The sequence below is a fragment of the Limibacterium fermenti genome (genome assembly GCF_041902845.1).
Classification (GTDB): domain Bacteria; phylum Bacteroidota; class Bacteroidia; order Bacteroidales; family Dysgonomonadaceae; genus Limibacterium; species Limibacterium fermenti.
The window spans coordinates 3,593,745-3,612,283 of the sequence record NZ_CP159486.1 but is presented as its reverse complement, the minus strand read 5'-3'; the positions used below and the strand labels follow the sequence as shown (position 1 = coordinate 3,612,283).

The following is an 18,539-nucleotide window of genomic DNA, read 5'->3' as shown; positions in this document are numbered from 1 at the left end:
CTTATTGGGAGCAGCATTAACCCCGGTCTGTGTTCTTGAGGTCGTTTCAGGGACGACTGTGACATTGGCCTATTTGTAAACGGGGTCTTGAGCCACCACAAAGTTACCCGGCCTTTACGCTTGTATTATAGATTAATATTCAGTATGTTCGCTGTTTTTTCGTACTCCTTCTTGTAATATGCGAGCCGGGCTTTCATCTTCACCGGATCGTAAACAGGGGCCAGCCGGGGATCGTATTGCCTGGTGTGCTTGAGCACGTTCCATATGACAACGAGCAGTTTCCTTGCTATGGCGACCAGAGCCTTTTTCCTTGGCTTGCGCATGGTCATGCGTTGGAACTTTTCCTTGAAAAACGAACCCTTCGACCGGGAAGCCGCCCAGGAGACCTGTACCAGGATCGAACGCAGGTACTTGTTGCCTTTGGTGGTAGCGGTGCTCTTGTATTTGCCGGCGCTTTCATCATTCCTCGGGCGCAATCCCGCCCATCCGACAATCTTGCCGCTATTTTCAAAGACACTCATATCCCCACCCGTTTCGGCTATTATGGTCATCGCCGCTATCCGGCTTATTCCCGGAATGGTTTGTAAAAGATTTACCGGCAACGCAAAATGTAGGCCACATATCCGCTCCATTTGTGACAGACATTCCGATATCTGCAACTGGTATATGTCATACTCCTGTTTCGCCCAGGACAATTCCTGGCGGTGGTGCGCCCTGATATTGCCCCTAAGGGCCTCCTTTAATTTCCCGCTCTGCTTGTTTTTCCTGTTCCCGTACACCAGGCTTACAAGATAGCCCGGGTCTGTCCATCCGGCTATCAGCGCCTCGACGATACCCATGAAACTTTTCGTGCTGATACTGCTCAGGCAACTGCTCGCCCGGATACCTGCCTTTACCAGGATGGCGTCCATACACGTCAGCACACGGGTCACCTGCTGCCTGAGCTTGCCGTATTTGCGAGAATAGACCCGCAACTCCTGTATCAGGGGAGCAGGAACGAAACTGCCGCGCATCATGCCCTTGTGCAACAGGCTGGCTATCCACTGGGCATCCTTGATGTCGCTCTTACGACCCGGCATCTGTTTGATCAGGTACGGGTTGACAAGCGTCAACTTGAACCCCATCTCGTAGAATATGTCCCACACGGCAATCCAGTAGATACCCGTGCTTTCCAGGGCCACCTCCTCCACCTCTTCCGACTGCAGGTACTCACCCATCGAATAGATTGCAGGGGTCAGCGTTGCATATTCTTTCACTTGAGAATGACTCTCTCCATTGTAGATTGCACAGAATATATTATCTTTGTGCACATCTAAGCCACATACTTTTTTCATTATTGAATATTTTAGTGGTTAATGATCTTCAAATATAGAGAAAGTTGTGGCTTATTTCAAATCAATGTGTAAAACCGGCCCAAACGGACTCAAACAGAACACTCAATTTTTATGGGTCTGTGTATATGTGTATACTTTTATGTATATTTGTTTGATTGTTTTTAGAAAAAATAGATGGATACTCAGGAAATGGACGTCACCAATAAACAATTTGAAGAAGTTATAGCCATCTGCCGTAATGTGTTTCAAAAGAAACTGCAAGATTACGGCGCTTCGTGGCGTATTCTCCGTCCGGAATCCGTTACCGATCAGATATATATCAAAGCCAACCGGATCCGTTCTCTGGAAATCAAAAAAGAAAATAAAGTCGATGAAGGGATCTTTCCCGAATTTATCGGAATTGTTAATTACAGTGTCATCGGTTTGATACAACTCGAGAAGGGTTACTCCGACCGGATCGATCTGTCCGTCGAAGAAGCGCTTCAGTTGTATGACCGCCATATTACCGGGGCCAAAGAGTTGATGTATGCGAAGAATCACGACTATGACGAGGCGTGGCGAAGTATGCGCATCAGTTCGTATACCGATCTTATTTTGATGAAAATATATCGTACGAAAGAGATCGAGAGCAATGAAGGCAAAACCCTGATTTCGGAAGGTATCGATGCCAACTACAGGGATATGATTAATTATGCTCTTTTCGGTTTGATTAAATTGCATTTTGAAGATATGCCACAATGAGTTTCAAGAAAAAGATAATAGCCCTCTCCGTGTGGTTGTCTCGAATCATTGTCGGGGCGACTTTTACCTTTTCCGGATTTGTAAAAGCGGTCGATCCGTTGGGCTTCTGCTATAAGATTCAGGATTATCTGATTGAATTCGATATGACCGCTTTTTTCCCGACGGCACTGCCTCTTGCTATTTTGCTGTCGGTTGCCGAGTTTTTGCTGGGGATCGGAATCCTGTTGGGCCTTTACCGTAAATGGACGACTATCGGCGTGCTGTTGTTTATGGTTTTTTTCACCCCCCTCACCTTATGGATTGCATTGGCTAATCCGGTCGAGGACTGCGGTTGTTTCGGCGATGCATTTATTATCAGTAATTGGGCGACATTTTATAAGAATGTGGTACTGCTGGCTGCCGCCATCCTGTTGGTTATCTTCCGTCACCGCATGGTTCCGCTGTTTTCCCCGAAAACGGCTTGGATTGCAGCTTTGTTTTGCGTGCTTTTCGGATTTGGATTCGCGCTGTATAATAGCTATACGTTACCGGTTTTCGACTTCAGAGCTTATAAGATAGGGGCTGATATTCCCCGACTGATGGAAGTCGATCCGGAAGAGGGCGATGTGTACGAAACGGTTTTTATTTATCGCAAAGACGGCAAGCAACAAACATTCTCGGAAGAGAACTATCCCTGGAATGATTCTACATGGACGTTTGTCGATATGGAAACCCGCTTGATCAAAGAAGGCGTGAAACCCGCGATAGAAGACTTTGCCGTCGAAATGTTAATGCCGGACAGCTTATCCGGGCAACTTCTTCCGGCGGGAGATATTACGCAACAGATTCTCTCGGATTCTTCCTACACCTTCCTGATGATTGCGTATGATTTGGAAGAAATGCATTTGAAGTATCTGGGGCGTTTTAGCGCCCTGGCGGAATATGCTTCGGATAAAGGGTATTCGTTTTATTGTCTCACTTCATCGTCGGCATCGGTTATCGATACGTGGAGCCGTGAGCACAAGGCTTCTTTCTCATTTGCCCATGCCGATGAGCGGATGCTGAAAACGATGATCCGTTCCAACCCGGGATTACTGTTGCTGAAAAACGGCGTGATCCTCCATGAATGGGATGATCGCGATGTTCCGTCGCTCGAACAACTTCCCCCGCGTTTGGAAGAAGCTTCTTTTGCAAGGGTCGAAAATACCTCTGCACGTGATCGCCGCACATTGGCTGTGATTATTTTGCTGTTTATCGTCCCCTTAGTCCTTATTAAAGTAATAGATAGAACATTCTATACAAAGAAATATAAATAAATAAAAAGTAAAAACGTATGAGAAAAAACATTGTAGCAGGTAATTGGAAAATGAACAAAACCCTGCAAGAAGGAGTGACATTGGCAAAAGACTTGAACGAGGCGTTGAAAGGTAAGACATTGAACTGCGATGTCATTATCGGGACCCCGTTCATTCATTTGGCAAGCGTCGCCGGTGTGGTGGACAAAAACAAAATAGGTGTCGCCGCCCAAAACTGCGCCGACAAAGTATCGGGCGCGTATACGGGAGAGGTATCGGCTGCGATGGTCGCTTCTACCGGAGCTACGTATGTCATTCTGGGTCACAGCGAACGCCGGGCTTACTATCACGAAACGCCGGAAATCTTGAAGGAAAAAGTACGGTTGGCGCTCGATAACGGTCTTACCCCCATCTTCTGTGTCGGAGAAGTGCTGGAAGAAAGAGAATCCGGTAACCACTTCGAGGTGGTAAAAGGCCAAATCCGTGCTTCCTTGTTCGATCTTTCCTCGGAAGATTTCGCGAAGATCGTCCTGGCTTATGAACCCGTATGGGCTATCGGAACAGGAAAGACCGCTACGGCCGATCAAGCTCAGGAAATGCATGCCTTTATCCGCAAAACGCTGGTTGAAAAATATGGCAAGGAAATTGCGGATAATACCTCCATCCTGTATGGCGGGAGCGCGAATGCATCCAATGCAAAAGAGCTGTTTTCCAATCCCGATGTGGATGGCGGATTAATCGGAGGTGCTTCGTTGGGTGTTGAAAAGTTTCTGCCCATCATTGAAGCTTTTTAATTGTTTTACGGAATTTTTTACCGCAGATACTCCTGGTATCTGCGGTATTTCCATATCTTTGTGGAAAAATGACTATGCAAATACAGTATAAATTCACGGCGGTGTTGTTTTTGTTCTTGGCGCTTGCCGTGTCCGGATATGCGCAACAAACCAAGCACCACAAAGCGATTCTGGATGCTTTGAATACGGATGTGCGCGGCAAAGGGGAAGTCACCGTATACGAAGACGAGAGTATCCGCGAGGTTCTCGGTCGTCCCATGGCCCCACCACGGAAAGTCTATTCTTCACGCGATGGAGCGGAACAATACGTGAGGATGCGTGGTTTTAAAATACAAGCTTTTGCCGGAAACAACCAGCGTACTTCGAAAAACGAAGCTTACTATAAGCAACAGTTAATAAACGGATCCTTTCCGGAACTCGAAACGGTGGTTTTATTCGACTCCCCTTTTTGGCGCTTGCGGGTCGGCAATTTCAGGTCGCGCGACGAAGCCAATGCCGTGATGCATGAAATGCAACGTAAGCTTCCGGCCTTCGGAAAAGAAATGTATATTGTGGTCGATGAAGTGAAAATACCGGTTCAAGGAGAATAAAACCCCCAATTAATCCCTATTAGAATGTTGTCGGAAGAACTGCAAGATGAGAACGGTGTGTCCGCGCTGGCGGATCACATGCGTGAAATTATTACGATCCTCGGTGAAGATGTGGAACGGGAGGGCCTTCTAAAAACCCCTCAGCGTGTCGCCAAAGCGATGCAATACCTCACGCGGGGATACCGTCAGGATCCGGAGAAGATATTGCGTTCGGCCCTGTTCAAAGAGAATTATCGACAAATGGTCATCGTGAAAGATATCGATATCTTTTCGTTATGCGAACATCACATGTTACCTTTTTTCGGTAAAGCCCATGTCGCCTATATCCCCAACGAGTATATCACGGGATTGAGTAAAATAGCCCGTGTGGTAGATGTCTATGCTCATCGCTTGCAGGTGCAGGAACGGTTGACGACGCAAATCAAAGAATGTATCCAGAAAACACTGAACCCGATGGGGGTCATGGTCGTCATTGAAGCGCAACACATGTGTATGCAAATGCGCGGTGTGGAAAAGCAGCATTCCGTTACGACGACTTCGGACTTTACGGGGGTATTTAATCAGCAGAAAACCCGAGAAGAATTCATTAATCTTATTAAGAAATAGAATTTATTGCCAACTTTGCGTTATATCAAAATGATTCAGTTATGTCAAAGAAATTAAAATCAACTGATAAACAAGTCAATAAATTAGAAGAGCCTACCGCTGCTTACCGGAACACATCGCCGCTCCCAGAGGGAAATCCCAATGTCCCTTTTCACGGAACACAACAAGAATGGTGGGAACATATCCACCATATTGAAGATGGAGAGTTTATCCCGAATGCCGTCACCTCACAACCAAAAACCGGATATATCGAAATATTGTCATGGATTCTCATTTGATAATTTATCGTATCACGGATAAACGTATTGAAGTACTCGATATTATACATTCTGCTTCGAGTATTCGAAAAATTCGTGATGCATGCAGTATTCGTCTGTAAATTTCATTATCTCCGTTCTACGAATGTGTGCACGGCTCCGTCGTGTGGAGCGAGCATGGTTACGGTGAATCCTTTCTTTTTCAGCAGATCGATCAGCGGCAGAGGTGGAAAAGGCGCAATAAAGAGCAGGCACTCGCCTTTCTGTAAGCGACCGGCGAGCGATAATACCGCTTCTTTGGGATGTTCCCCCGCTTGAATCAATGGCCTGACGTCCAACGTGTGGGTGACCCGCGTATCGGGCGCTTTGTCTGCTACAGGAACCTCTACGCCCGTGTCATCGGAACAAAATCGATCTTCCAACGCTGCAAGTCCGGCCTCTTTCCGTAAGGCATTGACCATTTCCACCACATCGGCATTCCCGACTTTAGCGGCTTGTTGCAGGGACGTAACGCGCGCTACCGTCTTTCGCAATACCGGATTCTTCAACGCCGAAAAGGCAGGGGAAAAGCGTCGCAACAGACTTTCCAGTTCCGGATAGTCGTCGAGTAATTCTCCCACTTTGGTATCGGGAGTGATATCGGTCTTATTTCTGTTCATACGACAACAACCGTTGATCTCCTTCCAATTGACGTAAGGACGTAATGTCTTGTGTGACCTCCACTACGCCGAGATATTCATTGTCTTTTCCCCGTACGGCGGAATATTCGATATACACAAAACGGCCTTTGAAGTTCGAAATCCAGAACGCGGCTTTATTTTCCTTTCCGCTCTTGAAATCGCGAATGATTTGTTCTACCACATGTACGCTACCGGGCGGATGGCACATGCGCACATCGCGTCCGAGAATGGAGCGGTTGCGTTCGAACACACGCTTGGGACTGTGAGAGAAGAAACGGACCTTATCGTTTTTATCGACAAAGGTAATATCGATCGGCAAATGCAGAAAAAGCGCTTCCAGTTCCGACAGATCGAATGCTCCGGAAGATAGACGGATAGCATCGGCTGTAACATATTCGTGCGCGGCAGGGGTTACGTTCTCCGGTTTCCACTCGTCTTCGGGATCGAACAGGCAATAGCCGAACTCAGGCGTTTCGTGATATATCTTATACCATTCTTCCTCCGAAAGCGTATCCATGGCCATCGGCAGGAGAATTTGCTCTTCTTTCATAATCATTCCGTCGAGCATTTCAACGGCGGGGAAGAGCACCAACTGAATGACAGAGGCCATCTCTTCGGCGGTCGATATCGGTGATGCCAATGCCTCGGATGCATTCTTCAGCAAGCTGCGTATCTCGTCATGTTTGCCCCACATCACTTTAGGCGGGCCGGTGATGAGATGTTTCTCCAGATAGGGAAACAGGAGGTATTCTTTTCGTTTGTAATGTTTATCGACATCCCACAGGTTATTGAATCCGGTCCTCAGTTGTAAAATGTAGCCGGGCAAATGGTCTTCGGAGAGCGAAGATATACCGTTGAACAAACTGACAAGCTTATTCACTTCCGCTTTCAAGGCTTCATTCTCTTTTTTGAATGTATCCACCGGATGTCCGGGCGGAATGGTTTTCGCGTCTTCTAGATCGATGCTCCCGTCTAATACCGCAGTGTGCAGGTCGCAGAACTCGAGAATTTCATTTTCGGACAATGCGCCGCTATTGATGAGTTCTTGTTCTACCTCGACCACCTCGTTGTAAGGGATGGACCGTAATACTTCTATCAGCCTTTTACGGAGCACGTCGGGAGCTTCGCCTTCATGAAGGCGGAGCAATAAATGCCGGAGCATTTCTTTGCGTTGGGAGGAGTTCTGAATGATTTCGCTCATATTTTTATCGGTATAAATGTTTTCTATTCTCCCCTGATCATGGTGAGGAGCATTTTAAACGGTTGAGTGGCTTTGAGGGCATGCGGATGATCGGCAGGCATGATGATGCACTCGCCTTTTTTCAATACATGCGGTTGTCCGTCAATGCGGATTTCCGCTTCGCCGTCGAGAATCTGCACGAATGCGTCATAGGGAGATGTATGTTCGGTGAGCGCCTGATCCTTGTCGAAAGAGAAGAGAGTGATATTGCCCGCCTTATTCTTCGTTACTTGTTTGCTGATAATGCCTCCTTGGGCGTAAGTGATCGTATCGTCCAATTTATAAGAGGTTGCTTTTTCGTATGTTGCCATTTTCTTTTTATGTTTACGGATGAATTTTCATACACAAAGATATTCTATAGAAGCAAAGAAAGTTGTAACCGAGGTTACAAAAGTCGTGTTTTATAGATTTTTAAGTACACTTATCCGTTTAACGGCTTCATGCCGCTTGACGGATAATAGTACTTTCATGTCTTCATCGACCGAGGAAATTCCCGCGATTCCGAAATTCCTGACCAGCACGTTGGCGACGTTGGGTGAAAGGAAAGCCGGAAGGGTAGGGCCTAAATGAATGTTCTTAACGCCCAGAGATAAGAGCGCCAAAAGGACGATGACCGCTTTTTGTTCATACCAGGCGATGTTATAGGCGATAGGCAGGTCGTTCAGATCATCGAGTCCGAAAGCCTCCTTGAGCGCTAAGGCAATCTTTACCAGAGAATAACTATCGTTGCATTGTCCTGCATCCAATACTCGAGGAATGCCGTTTATATCTCCTAAGGAAAGCTTGTTGTAACGATATTTGGCGCAACCCGCCGTGAGAATAACCGTATCTTTGGGAAGCTTTTCGGCGAATTCGGTATAATAGTTCCGCCCACGCATGCGTCCGTCACATCCTCCCATTACAAAGAACTTACGGATGGCGCCGGTCTTTACCGCATCGATCACTTTATCGGCTAAGGCGATGACCTGATTATGCGCAAATCCGCCGACAATGGTGCCGGTTTCAATCTCTTCGGGGGAGGCGCATTGCTTTGCGTGTTCGATGACGGCTGAAAAATCTTTGGGACGGCCGTCTTTGCGGTCTTCGATATGTTTGAATCCTTCAAATCCCGTGGCCCCCGTGGTATATACGCGGCCGGTATACGTTGCCGATTTCTTAGGCGGGACAATACAGTTTGTCGTGAAAAGGATGACCCCGTTGAAATGTTCGAAATCCTCCGTCTGATGCCACCATGAGCTGCCATAGTTTCCCACGAAATGGGCGTATTTTTTGAAAGCCGGATAATAATTCGCCGGCAGCATTTCGCTATGGGTATACACATCCACTCCGGTACCTTCGGTTTGCTTCAACAACTCTTCCATGTCTTTCATGTCATGACCGCTGATCAAAATACCCGGATTGTTGCGGACACCCAGGTTTACCATTGTTATTTCGGGATTTCCATAACTCGAAGTATTGGCCTTATCGAGCAATGCCATCACCTGAACACCGTATTGTCCTGTTTCGAGTACCAGTCCGGTCAGTTCGTCTACCGATAGCGAATCGTCGGCCGTCGCGACCAATGCCTTTTGCATGAATGCATAGATGCCGTCGTCGGTATATCCGAGATTATAAGCATGTTCGGCGTAGGCTGCCATTCCTTTTAGCCCGTAAATGGTTAGTTCCCGCAGCGAGCAGATATCTTCGTTTTCCGTTGTCAATATTCCCACCTGTTCGGCTTTTTCGGCCATTTGCTCTTCCCTTTCGCCGGTCCAGAACGCCCCTTCGAAAGCGATCTCATTTATATCGCCTCCGCTCGAAAGATATTTTTCTTTTGCGGCATTTCGCAATTCATATGCCATAAGTATACGGGTGATGAAGCGGCTTTTGTCGAAGTTCGCGTTCGTGATGGTCATGAACAAACTATCCGTAATAAACCGGTTGATTTCCGGTATTTCTATCTTACGGTCCCTTAAACGAACCGTGTAATGAGATATCCCTTTGCATAGGAATACCAGTAAATCCTGTAGATTTGCCACAGTAGCGGTTTTTCCGCATACCCCTTTTACCGTACAGCCTTCGTTTTTGGCCGTTTCCTGACATTGAAAACAAAACATTTTATCCATCTCTTTTATTTTTAGTTTTATATATTCCTGTTATGACAAAAGTACATTAGAGGAATCACAAAAAATGTAACTTGAGTTACATGTAGGCGATTTAACTATTTTTCAAAAGCAAATTCGTTACCTTTGCTGACATTGTTCACGTTATTTACGGCTTACACGTGTATGGGAGAATATGATTTATCGGGTTGCCCTCTTTTCCAAGGGCTTTCTCAAGAAGAGATTACGCAGATTATGGAGCGTTCGGTGGCGGAAGTCCGGACGTTGCAGAAAGGGGCGTATGTCGCCCGTCAAGGCGATACCATCCGTTTTCTTTATTTGTTGGTCGACGGGTTGGTTCGTACCGAAATGATTACCAAAGAAGGAAATGTCATCGAGATCGATTTTATTGAGGCGGTGCATCCCCTGGCTCCGGCATTTATTTTTGCCGGACAAAACCGCTTTCCGGTAGATGTTGTGGCATCGGGACCCTGCGTATTCTATATGATTCCGGATTCGGTTTGGTTGCAGGAAATGATGAAGAACAAGGAGTTGCTCCTCAATTTTATGAGACTTAACTCGAATATGACCGTTTTCTTGGCGAACAAATTACAACTGTTTACCATAAAAAGCTTGAAGGGACGGTTGTCGTTGTATATCCTTGAGAATACCACGCCTTTGCAAAACAGCTTTATCCTTAAACGCACACAAACACAGCTTGCCGAATATTTCGGCGTACAACGCCCTTCGTTGGCCCGCACGATCGGAGAGATGATTAACGAGGAAATTATCACCCTTTATAAGCGCAAACTGACGGTATTGGATAGGGAACGAATGGAAAAGCTCATTTAGGTTTATAGGATTCCGCAAAGCGTCGGATCCCCTTTTTGGAGAAGTTCGAAGGGGATTTGGGAGAGTGACGAACTGCATACTTTCAATCAATTATCGTTATTTTTTTTATTAAGCTAATCACTTTTATATTTTATTTTTTGAAAAAAGCCATAAATATGCACCAAGTTATAAATGCGGATATTCCGACATAAGGAACAACCAAAGAATTACGTATGCAATGAATATTGCCACATCTTATAAAAAAATACCAAATTGAAAATCCTATAAGTGAACCAATAAACAGAATAATAACAGTGTCGTATTTAGAAAAAAAGGTCTTTCTTCTTTTTCTTGGCACAATAACCTTACCGGTAGATTTTAAATTCTTCCTACCGATAGATTTCTGTTTTCTTCGTTGAGTTTTTTGATTCATTTATTATGTCCCATAGATAAAAATATTTATAGTTTCAACGGTTCAATTTTAAACCATGCTTTTTCTACAATTTCCATTATCTCCTGCTCAGTTATTCCTTTTGATTTCACTGTAAGCATTTTGTCGCTACCGACGATATCCACATCCCAATGAGAAACTCTTTCAGTTTTATCAAGAAATGGAGTTACTTTTGCTACACAACCACTGCAATGGATATTTGTTTTAAACTTAAAAATTTGTTGATTTTCTTTGCTCATTTTCTTCTAATTTTGATGATTGAGAACGGATATAAAATTGTGATTAAACGCAGTTGTCTATTTCTTCCATTTTAACCGCAAACTGTTGCATACTACACTGACACTACTTAAAGCCATAGCCGCTCCCGCAATCATGGGGTTGAGTAAAAAACCGTTGACCGGATAAAGGATTCCTGCGGCGACAGGAATACCGACAAGATTATATATAAATGCCCAGAACAAGTTCTGTTTGATGGTCGATACGGTTTGACGCGATAATCGGATGGCTTGGGATATCTTGGTAAGATCCGGCGAAATGATTGTTATTTTCGCTACTTCCATGGCGATATCGCTTCCCTTGCCCATGGCAATACTTACATCCGCCGTCGCCAAGGCTGTACTATCATTAATTCCGTCGCCCACCATGGCTACTACTTCTCCTTTGCGTTGAAGTTCTTTTACAAAATCCGCTTTGTCTTGCGGCAGCACTTCCGCCTTATAATACGGTATGTTTGTTTGCTGTGCAACAGCTTGTGCAGTAAACTCATTATCGCCTGTGAGCATATACACGTTAACTCTCATCTCTTGTATTTGCCGGATGGCTTCTACCGAGGTTTCTCTTATCTTGTCTGAGATAGCCAATACAGAAAGGGTTTGTTTACCGCTCGCAAACCAGATTACCGTCTTTGATAGTTTAGCCCATTCTTCAGCTTGCTGTTGTAAGCCATTTGTTATGGGAATATTGTTCTCTGTCAGTAGTTGTTTGTTGCCGACAAAATAACTTTCACCCTTGTACATTGCTTTTACCCCTTTACCGGTAATACTCTCGAATTTGGATAATGAAACATCTTGCACATATTCCAGATAGTTAACGACCGCTTCTGCCAATGGATGCCCGGATTGTTTTTCGATACTTAATAAGACTCGTTTGCCTAAGTCCGTTTCGTCAAGCCATTTACTATCCGTTACCTGTGGCTTTCCTTTCGTGATGGTTCCGGTCTTATCCAGTACGACTGATTGTATGTTCCTGGCAAGTTCCAGGCATTCGGCATCTTTGATTAAAATTCCGTTTTCCGCACCTTTTCCTATACCAACCATAATCGCCGTAGGGGTAGCCAATCCCAATGCACAGGGACAGGCAATCACCAAAACGGTAATCGCCGCTAAAAGTCCGTGTGCAACATTATTTTGGCCTCCAAACAGCAGCCATATAATGAACGTGATTAGGGCTATTCCTATTACTGTCGGAACAAATATGCCGGCAATTTTATCGACGAGTTTTTGAACCGGAGCTTTGCTGCCTTGCGCATCCTGTACTGTTTTAATGATTTGAGCGAGCACCGTTTCCTTACCGATTTTTTCGGCTTTAAACTTGAAACTGCCTTTTTGATTGATCGTGCCGGCAAACACCTTTTCATTCTCTTCTTTCAGTATCGGTACGGATTCACCGCTCAACATACTCTCGTCGACATATGAACTGCCGGAAGTGACAATACCATCTACTGCGATTTTTTCACCGGGTTTTACCAGAATGATATCGTCTATAGTTACATCTCCGATACAGGCTTGTTTTTCCTGTCCGCCGGGCAAAACGATCGTCACCGTTTTCGGCTGTAGTCCCATCAACTTTTTAATTGCAGAAGAGGAATTTCCTTCTGCTGTTTCTTCCAATAGTTTACCTAAAAGGATAAAGAAAATAATCACCGCCGAAGCTTCAAAATACACATGGGGCTGCAAGCCTCTTGCAAGCCAGAAATCTGCAAACAACATATTGAATACGCTGAATAAATAAGCCGTTCCTGTGCTCAATGCAACCAACGTGTCCATATTGGCAGAGCGATGTTTCGCTTGTTTCCATGCATTGACGAAAAAGCCCTTGCCTACCCAAAATACAACGGGTGTTGAAAACAGCCATGAGATTTCGTTACCATAGGGCAAATCCATAAAGAACATACCGATCATAACTACCGGAAGTGAAAGGATACCGGCCAAAAAGGTTTTATTCCTTAACGTCTGGAAATTTTTTTCGCGAATGGTTTCAAGCAGTTCTTGTCGGGACGTTTCATCTTCGATAAGTAAGTCATAACCGGCAGATTGAACTTCTTTTTGCAAAGCCGGCGGATCGATCTTATTCGCCATGTATTTTACCGACAATGTAGCGGTGGCAAAATTTACGGAAGCATCGGCAACTCCGTCTATCGATTTCACGATGTTTTCTACATTCACAGCGCATGAAGCGCAACTCATATTCAATACCGGAAAAGACTGTTGTATGAGGTCTTCTGCTTTTGCCGGGCTTTTATCGTTTATTGTCATACATTCTTTGTTTTATTTTACGGTACAAAGGTGATGACAATTTCGATTCGGGTTATTGTGTATTTCTGGAATAGATTTGTAAGATTTACACTTTGTCCAATGGCTTCCTTTTGTTTTCTTTGATCTGTTTGAAACGACTGGGAGTAACGCCAGTCACTTTTTTGAACTGATTGCTCAGGTACCCCAAGCTGGAATAGTTCAGGCGGTAAGCAATCTCACTCAACGACAACTCATCATATACCAATAATTCTTTCACTTTCTCTATTCTCTGAGCGATAGAGTATTTTTCAATTGTCGTACCTTCTTCTTCCGAAAATAAATTGGACAAGTAGCTATAATCATGATGCAATTCAGTACTTAATATATTTGATAAATTGGACTTTGTGTCATTCGCCCCATAATGTATGTAGTGAATGATAATATTCTTTATTTTTTCTATGATACGGCTCTTTTTGTTATCGATTAGTACAAAACCCAGTTCGGTCAACCTCGCGTCCAATACAAGTCTTTCTTCATCTGACAATTCTTTTTCAAGAGTGACTTCTCCTAATTGTATATCTTTTATACCGATACCAACTTTACATATTTCATTTTGCACCACCATAATGCACCGATCACAGACCATGTTCTTTATGTATAGCTTTGTCATTGTCATATTGTTTATTTCACTCTGAGATATGCCGGTATTTCGATACAAAAGTATATCATTTTTCAATACGAAAAGAATGATTATCCGCAATAGATGAAAAAAAATGCACCGGAAGGTTATAGGCCATCCGATGCATTCATATATATGTGTTGGCTTATCTTAGGGTTTCTTCTTGATTATAAGTCCTAATTCGTCCAATTGTTCTTGTTCGATTCTCGAAGGCGCATCGATCATGACATCGCGTCCCGCCGTGTTTTTCGGGAAGGCGATGCAATCGCGAATGCTGTCTAATCCGGCCAAGATGGATACGAAGCGATCTAACCCGAAAGCGATACCTCCATGAGGAGGAGCGCCGTAGCGGAATGCGTCCATCAGGAAGCCGAACTGTTCTTGTGCACGCTCTTCGGTAAATCCAAGGACGGAGAACATTTTTTTCTGGAGATTGCTATCGTGTATACGGATTGATCCGCCTCCTACCTCGACACCGTTTATAACGATATCGTATGCGTTTGCCCGCACGGCGCCGGGATCGGTGTCGAGCAACGGAATATCTTCCGCTTTTGGGGAGGTGAAAGGATGGTGTTTGGCAAAGTAACGCCCCAGTTCTTCATCTTTTTCCAGTAAAGGAAAATCGACGATCCACAGACATCGGTAGTCTTGTTTGTCTCGTAGTCCGAGGCGCGAGCCCATTTCCAGTCGCAGTTCACCTAATTGCTTTTGCGTTTTTTCGGTATCCCCGGCAAGAATGAGCAATAAATCACCCGGCTTTGCCCCGCAACGTTCAATCCATGTTAGCAGGATCTCTTGCGAATAGAACTTGTCGACCGACGATTTAATCGAACCATCGGTGTTGTAGCGAACGTAAATCAACCCCTTAGCGCCTATTTGAGGGCGTTTTACGAAATCGGTCAATTCGTCGATCTGTTTTCGGGTATACGCGGCACAGCCTTCGGCACAGATTGCGCCGACATATTCAGCCGAGTCGAAAACGACGAAATCCTGTCCTTTGGTAAGGTCTTTGAGTTCGTTAAATTTCATTTCGAAACGGATGTCCGGTTTATCCGAGCCATAATACTTCATGGCATCGGCATAAGTCATGCGTGGAAAGTCTGACAACTCGATTCCTTTTATCGTTTTAAAAACATGTTTGGCGAGACCTTCGAACATTGTGAGCACATCTTCTTGTTGTACGAAAGACATCTCGCAGTCGATCTGCGTGAATTCGGGTTGGCGGTCCGCTCGTAAGTCTTCATCGCGAAAACATTTCACAATCTGGAAATAACGGTCGAACCCCGATACCATCAGCAATTGCTTAAAGAGTTGAGGCGATTGCGGCAAAGCATAAAATTCCCCCTGATTCATGCGTGAAGGAACGACAAAGTCTCGGGCACCTTCGGGGGTCGATCCGATGAGCACAGGAGTTTCGACTTCGAGGAAAGAGCGCTCGTTCAAGTAGCGGCGAGTCTCGAACGCCAGTTGGTGGCGCAGTTCGAGATTTTTCCGGACAACTTCGCGGCGCAAGTCTAGATAACGGTATTTCATGCGGATATCATCGCCGCCGTCGGTTTCGTTGTCGATAGTGAAAGGCGGTGTTTTGGCCGCATTCAATATGTTGAGTTTCGAAACGATTATTTCGATATCGCCGGTAGGAAGATGGGGATTTTTACTAGACCGTTCCTTTACGATTCCGGTGACTTGGATGACATATTCACGTCCCAGTTTGTTGGCCTGCTCAAAGAGGTCGTGATTGATTTTTTGATCGAAGGAAAGTTGTGTTATTCCATAGCGATCGCGTAGGTCGATGAACGTCATTCCTCCCATTTTCCGGATTCTCGATACCCATCCGGCTAAAGTAACTTCGGTGTCGATGTTATCTTGGCGTAATTCGCCGCAAGTATTGCTTCTGTACATATTCTTGTTTTACAAAATAGTCGGTTTGTTTACTATTTCCATGAACGAAAAAAGGCTATTGAATTATTCAACAGCCTCAGATCCCGTCGGGATACCAGGATTCGAACCTGGGACCTCCTGCTCCCAAAGCAGGCACACTAACCGGACTGTGCTACATCCCGATATTCTTTCTCTTAAACGTGGCTGCAAAAATACAACGAAAGTCCGTAATATCAAAACTTTTCCCTGCTTTTATTCCCTCGGAAAAAGGATGCTTTGGTGACGTTTTCTCGTTTTCGGTGGCTAATCTCCAAGCAGGTATCATAAAAAAGGAGCTTGAAATGTTTCAAACTCCTTTTAAGTCGTTATTGTATGAAGGTTAGAAGAATCTGAATCGATTATCTTCCACACCCAGTTTCTTCTTTAAAACATCGGCCGATTGCATTTGATAGCGATAGGCGTTATTGCCTTGTAGGATTCTTTTCTGCTCTTTTGCATCGTAGGTCTCGGAGCCTTGTGTGCGATTCGCCACGGAAGTTACAAACACACCCATGTTCCCTTTTAACGGACCGGTAATGGTATTGAGCGGAGCAAATGCGGATACCGCATTCAGAGCAGGCTCATAACCGATTCCCGTAATGTTTTGCGTGTTGAAGTTGACGAACTTCACGGTGTCGGGCGTGGCATTCATTGCTTGAGCATACGCTTCTATCGAGCCTAGTTTTTTCGAAGAGAGATCGGCGATGATTTTTTCCGCTTTTTTCTCGTTCGTTAATCGGGTGCGAATGGTCGATGCGACTTCCGATAAAGGAGTCGTACCCGCCGGAATCACTTCATCTACCCGGGCTATGATTCTCATATTGGTCAAATCGAATTTCTTTACAGCGCCTTTTTCTTTTTCGTTCGCAGCCCAAGTGATGACCTGACGCGAACCCGGAATCTGTCCGAGAGAGAAATCATTAGCCGATACCGAAAAGTTCGGGACAATAGAATAACTTTTTTCTGCGGCCAATTGGCTGAAATTCTTACTTACATCGGGAATGGAAACAAACTGGTTTAATTCATTATCGACGTTGTTCGAGGTCTTTTCACTGGGCACTACCGGCATATTGACAACGGCCAATTTGTATTTTTGCACCGGCGATGTCCTCTCTTCCACTTGCATAAGAACTTGCTGGCCTGGGAGTCTTAATTTCATTACTTCTCCCAGAGGAGCATTAAAAGCGTTTTTAGCCAAATCGCCTCCTATAGAGGTAAGATCTATTTCTCTTGCCCAACCGATATCGCCGCCGTTTGATTGCGGATTCAGGCTGTTCGCTACTTCCGCAAACGATTTGCCTGACCGGACTTCATTATAGATACTGTCCACGAAATTGGTTACTAACGTATCTTGTCCTGCGGCCGAAGCATCAGGGATTGCGATGATCCGTAAATGAACCGAGTCGGGAGCAACTGTTTTGTCGATTAATTTATATAATTGAAACGAGTCCCCTTCCCGTACCGGACCATACATTTCGCTCACCGCGGCTGTGCGGGCAAAAGCTAACTGTCCGGGAGTAAGGAGATTTTGTGATACAAAAACGTCGCGATAAGGAGTCTCCGAATAGTCGGCTACCACCGGAGCGGGGTTCTCTGCTTTTTGCAGCGCCTCATAAGCTTGTTTTGCCGAGGCTTCTATTTCGGCAAAATCCTCGTCGCTGGGAACGATTTCCTTCGTGAAATAAGACAACTTTACAATAGGAGCTTCCAAAACGAAGGTCTTTTTATGTTTGTTGTAAAATGATTTTACTTCCTCGTCGGTAACCTTAACGGTTGAGTCGGGAATAGAAAAATAATTCTGCGCCACATACGTGATGTCGGCGTTTTGCTGAGACAAGTCGAAATAGTTTTTCGCTTCCGTATCGTTTACCATGATCGCACTCGACAGTAAAGAAACATATTTTTCTTCGAGTCGTTGGTATTGGATCATTTTTTCGATAAACAACCATAAGGATTTATACTGATCGACCATTGCTTGTTGTTCGGGTTGAGCGGAAGTTGACGGCGTGTTGATCACGCTGAGAAATTCGGTAAGGGCCGCTTTGTTGAACACACCTGTTTGAGGATCGACAAAGAAAGGCAGTTGCTGCAACAGCGGCGAAATGTTTTCGCCTTGAACCAAATCATTGATTTCTTCTTTTGAGACGGTTAAGCCCAGTTTTTTTGCCTGATCTTCCAATAACCGCTCACGGACCATTTGTTGATAAACCGCTTCGCGGATTTGAGAAGAGGTGTTTTCATCGAGCGATGATTGTCCGCTCGTCATTTTCTGAAATTCTTCCCATTCGCTTACGCGGTCTGCATATTCTTTCGTTGCGATGACTTCGCCGTTTACGACAAAAGCCTTGTCGCGCGATCTGTTAAATAAGGTTGTTCCTGAGGTGATTAAGTCTCCTAAAACAAAGGCCAACAAAGCCACGCCGATGACGATGACTAAAAGCGTTCCTTTATCTCTAATTTTTTGTAAAGTAGCCATTGAACTATCTTTTTAGTTACATTTAAACATTCAAATATGTATATATTCCAAACAGGGCACGAAGGTAGTAAA

The 18,539-nt window shown here is 44.9% G+C and carries 17 protein-coding genes and 1 tRNA gene; 7 read left to right on the top strand and 11 right to left on the bottom strand.

Annotated features, from left to right (window positions below):
* Positions 1-125 precede the first annotated feature (125 nt).
* Positions 126-1,334, bottom strand: coding sequence for an IS110 family transposase (locus tag ABNK31_RS15615; protein WP_418892526.1), 1,209 nt, complete (start codon positions 1,332-1,334; stop codon positions 126-128).
* Positions 1,335-1,523: 189 nt separating this feature from the next.
* On the opposite strand from ABNK31_RS15615, the gene ABNK31_RS15610 reads away from it, so the two are divergent.
* From ABNK31_RS15610 to ABNK31_RS15585, 6 genes are all read left to right on the top strand, one after another.
* Positions 1,524-2,075, top strand: a complete 552-nt coding sequence (locus tag ABNK31_RS15610; protein ID WP_418895425.1) for a DUF1599 domain-containing protein — start codon at positions 1,524-1,526, stop codon at positions 2,073-2,075.
* Positions 2,072-3,370, top strand: coding sequence for a BT_3928 family protein (locus tag ABNK31_RS15605; protein ID WP_418893367.1), 1,299 nt, complete (start codon positions 2,072-2,074; stop codon positions 3,368-3,370). Before ABNK31_RS15610 ends, ABNK31_RS15605 begins: the two co-directional genes overlap by 4 nt.
* 17 nt (positions 3,371-3,387) lie before the next feature.
* Entirely contained in the window at positions 3,388-4,143 is a 756-nt protein-coding gene (gene tpiA / locus ABNK31_RS15600) for a triose-phosphate isomerase (protein ID WP_418893366.1), read from the top strand.
* 74 nt (positions 4,144-4,217) lie between these two features.
* Positions 4,218-4,733 carry an SPOR domain-containing protein gene (locus ABNK31_RS15595; RefSeq protein WP_418893365.1) on the top strand — a complete coding sequence of 172 codons (516 nt, stop codon included), beginning with the start codon at positions 4,218-4,220 and terminating at the stop codon, positions 4,731-4,733.
* 24 nt (positions 4,734-4,757) lie between these two features.
* Entirely contained in the window at positions 4,758-5,339 is a 582-nt protein-coding gene (gene folE, locus ABNK31_RS15590) for a GTP cyclohydrolase I FolE (RefSeq protein ID WP_418893364.1), read from the top strand.
* 41 nt (positions 5,340-5,380) lie between these two features.
* Positions 5,381-5,617, top strand: a complete 237-nt coding sequence (locus tag ABNK31_RS15585) for a hypothetical protein (protein ID WP_418893363.1) — start codon at positions 5,381-5,383, stop codon at positions 5,615-5,617.
* A gap of 107 nt (positions 5,618-5,724) precedes the next feature.
* Here the strand turns inward: ABNK31_RS15585 and ABNK31_RS15580 are convergent, their stop codons facing one another.
* The 4 genes from ABNK31_RS15580 to hcp form a co-directional block, all read right to left on the bottom strand.
* Positions 5,725-6,255: a DUF1858 domain-containing protein gene (locus ABNK31_RS15580; RefSeq protein ID WP_418893362.1), complete on the bottom strand. Its 531-nt coding sequence runs from the start codon at positions 6,253-6,255 to the stop codon at positions 5,725-5,727.
* Positions 6,242-7,477, bottom strand: coding sequence for a DUF438 domain-containing protein (locus tag ABNK31_RS15575; RefSeq protein ID WP_418893361.1), 1,236 nt, complete (start codon positions 7,475-7,477; stop codon positions 6,242-6,244). Before ABNK31_RS15575 ends, ABNK31_RS15580 begins: the two co-directional genes overlap by 14 nt.
* A gap of 23 nt (positions 7,478-7,500) precedes the next feature.
* Positions 7,501-7,827 (bottom strand): cupin domain-containing protein, encoded by a 327-nt coding sequence (locus ABNK31_RS15570; RefSeq protein WP_418893360.1) that lies wholly within the window; start codon positions 7,825-7,827, stop codon positions 7,501-7,503.
* A gap of 90 nt (positions 7,828-7,917) precedes the next feature.
* Positions 7,918-9,612 carry a hydroxylamine reductase gene (hcp, locus tag ABNK31_RS15565; protein ID WP_418895424.1) on the bottom strand — a complete coding sequence of 565 codons (1,695 nt, stop codon included), beginning with the start codon at positions 9,610-9,612 and terminating at the stop codon, positions 7,918-7,920.
* A gap of 132 nt (positions 9,613-9,744) precedes the next feature.
* Here hcp and ABNK31_RS15560 point away from each other — a divergent pair, with 132 nt between their 5' ends.
* Positions 9,745-10,449: a Crp/Fnr family transcriptional regulator gene (locus tag ABNK31_RS15560; RefSeq protein WP_418893359.1), complete on the top strand. Its 705-nt coding sequence runs from the start codon at positions 9,745-9,747 to the stop codon at positions 10,447-10,449.
* A 438-nt stretch (positions 10,450-10,887) separates the two neighbouring features.
* Here ABNK31_RS15560 and ABNK31_RS15555 read toward each other — a convergent pair whose 3' ends face one another.
* The 6 genes from ABNK31_RS15555 to ABNK31_RS15530 form a co-directional block, all read right to left on the bottom strand.
* On the bottom strand, positions 10,888-11,118 hold the full coding sequence (locus tag ABNK31_RS15555; RefSeq protein WP_418893358.1) for a heavy-metal-associated domain-containing protein: 231 nt from the start codon (positions 11,116-11,118) through the stop codon (positions 10,888-10,890).
* Positions 11,119-11,175: 57 nt separating this feature from the next.
* Complete coding sequence (locus tag ABNK31_RS15550) at positions 11,176-13,413, bottom strand: heavy metal translocating P-type ATPase (RefSeq protein WP_418893357.1); 2,238 nt, start codon at positions 13,411-13,413, stop codon at positions 11,176-11,178.
* A gap of 85 nt (positions 13,414-13,498) precedes the next feature.
* Complete coding sequence (locus ABNK31_RS15545; RefSeq protein ID WP_418893356.1) at positions 13,499-14,062, bottom strand: helix-turn-helix domain-containing protein; 564 nt, start codon at positions 14,060-14,062, stop codon at positions 13,499-13,501.
* 159 nt (positions 14,063-14,221) lie between these two features.
* On the bottom strand, positions 14,222-15,973 hold the full coding sequence (gene aspS, locus ABNK31_RS15540; RefSeq protein WP_418893355.1) for an aspartate--tRNA ligase: 1,752 nt from the start codon (positions 15,971-15,973) through the stop codon (positions 14,222-14,224).
* A gap of 86 nt (positions 15,974-16,059) precedes the next feature.
* Positions 16,060-16,134, bottom strand: a tRNA-Pro gene (locus tag ABNK31_RS15535).
* A 197-nt stretch (positions 16,135-16,331) separates the two neighbouring features.
* Positions 16,332-18,467, bottom strand: coding sequence for a peptidylprolyl isomerase (locus tag ABNK31_RS15530; RefSeq protein ID WP_418893354.1), 2,136 nt, complete (start codon positions 18,465-18,467; stop codon positions 16,332-16,334).
* Positions 18,468-18,539 lie beyond the last annotated feature (72 nt).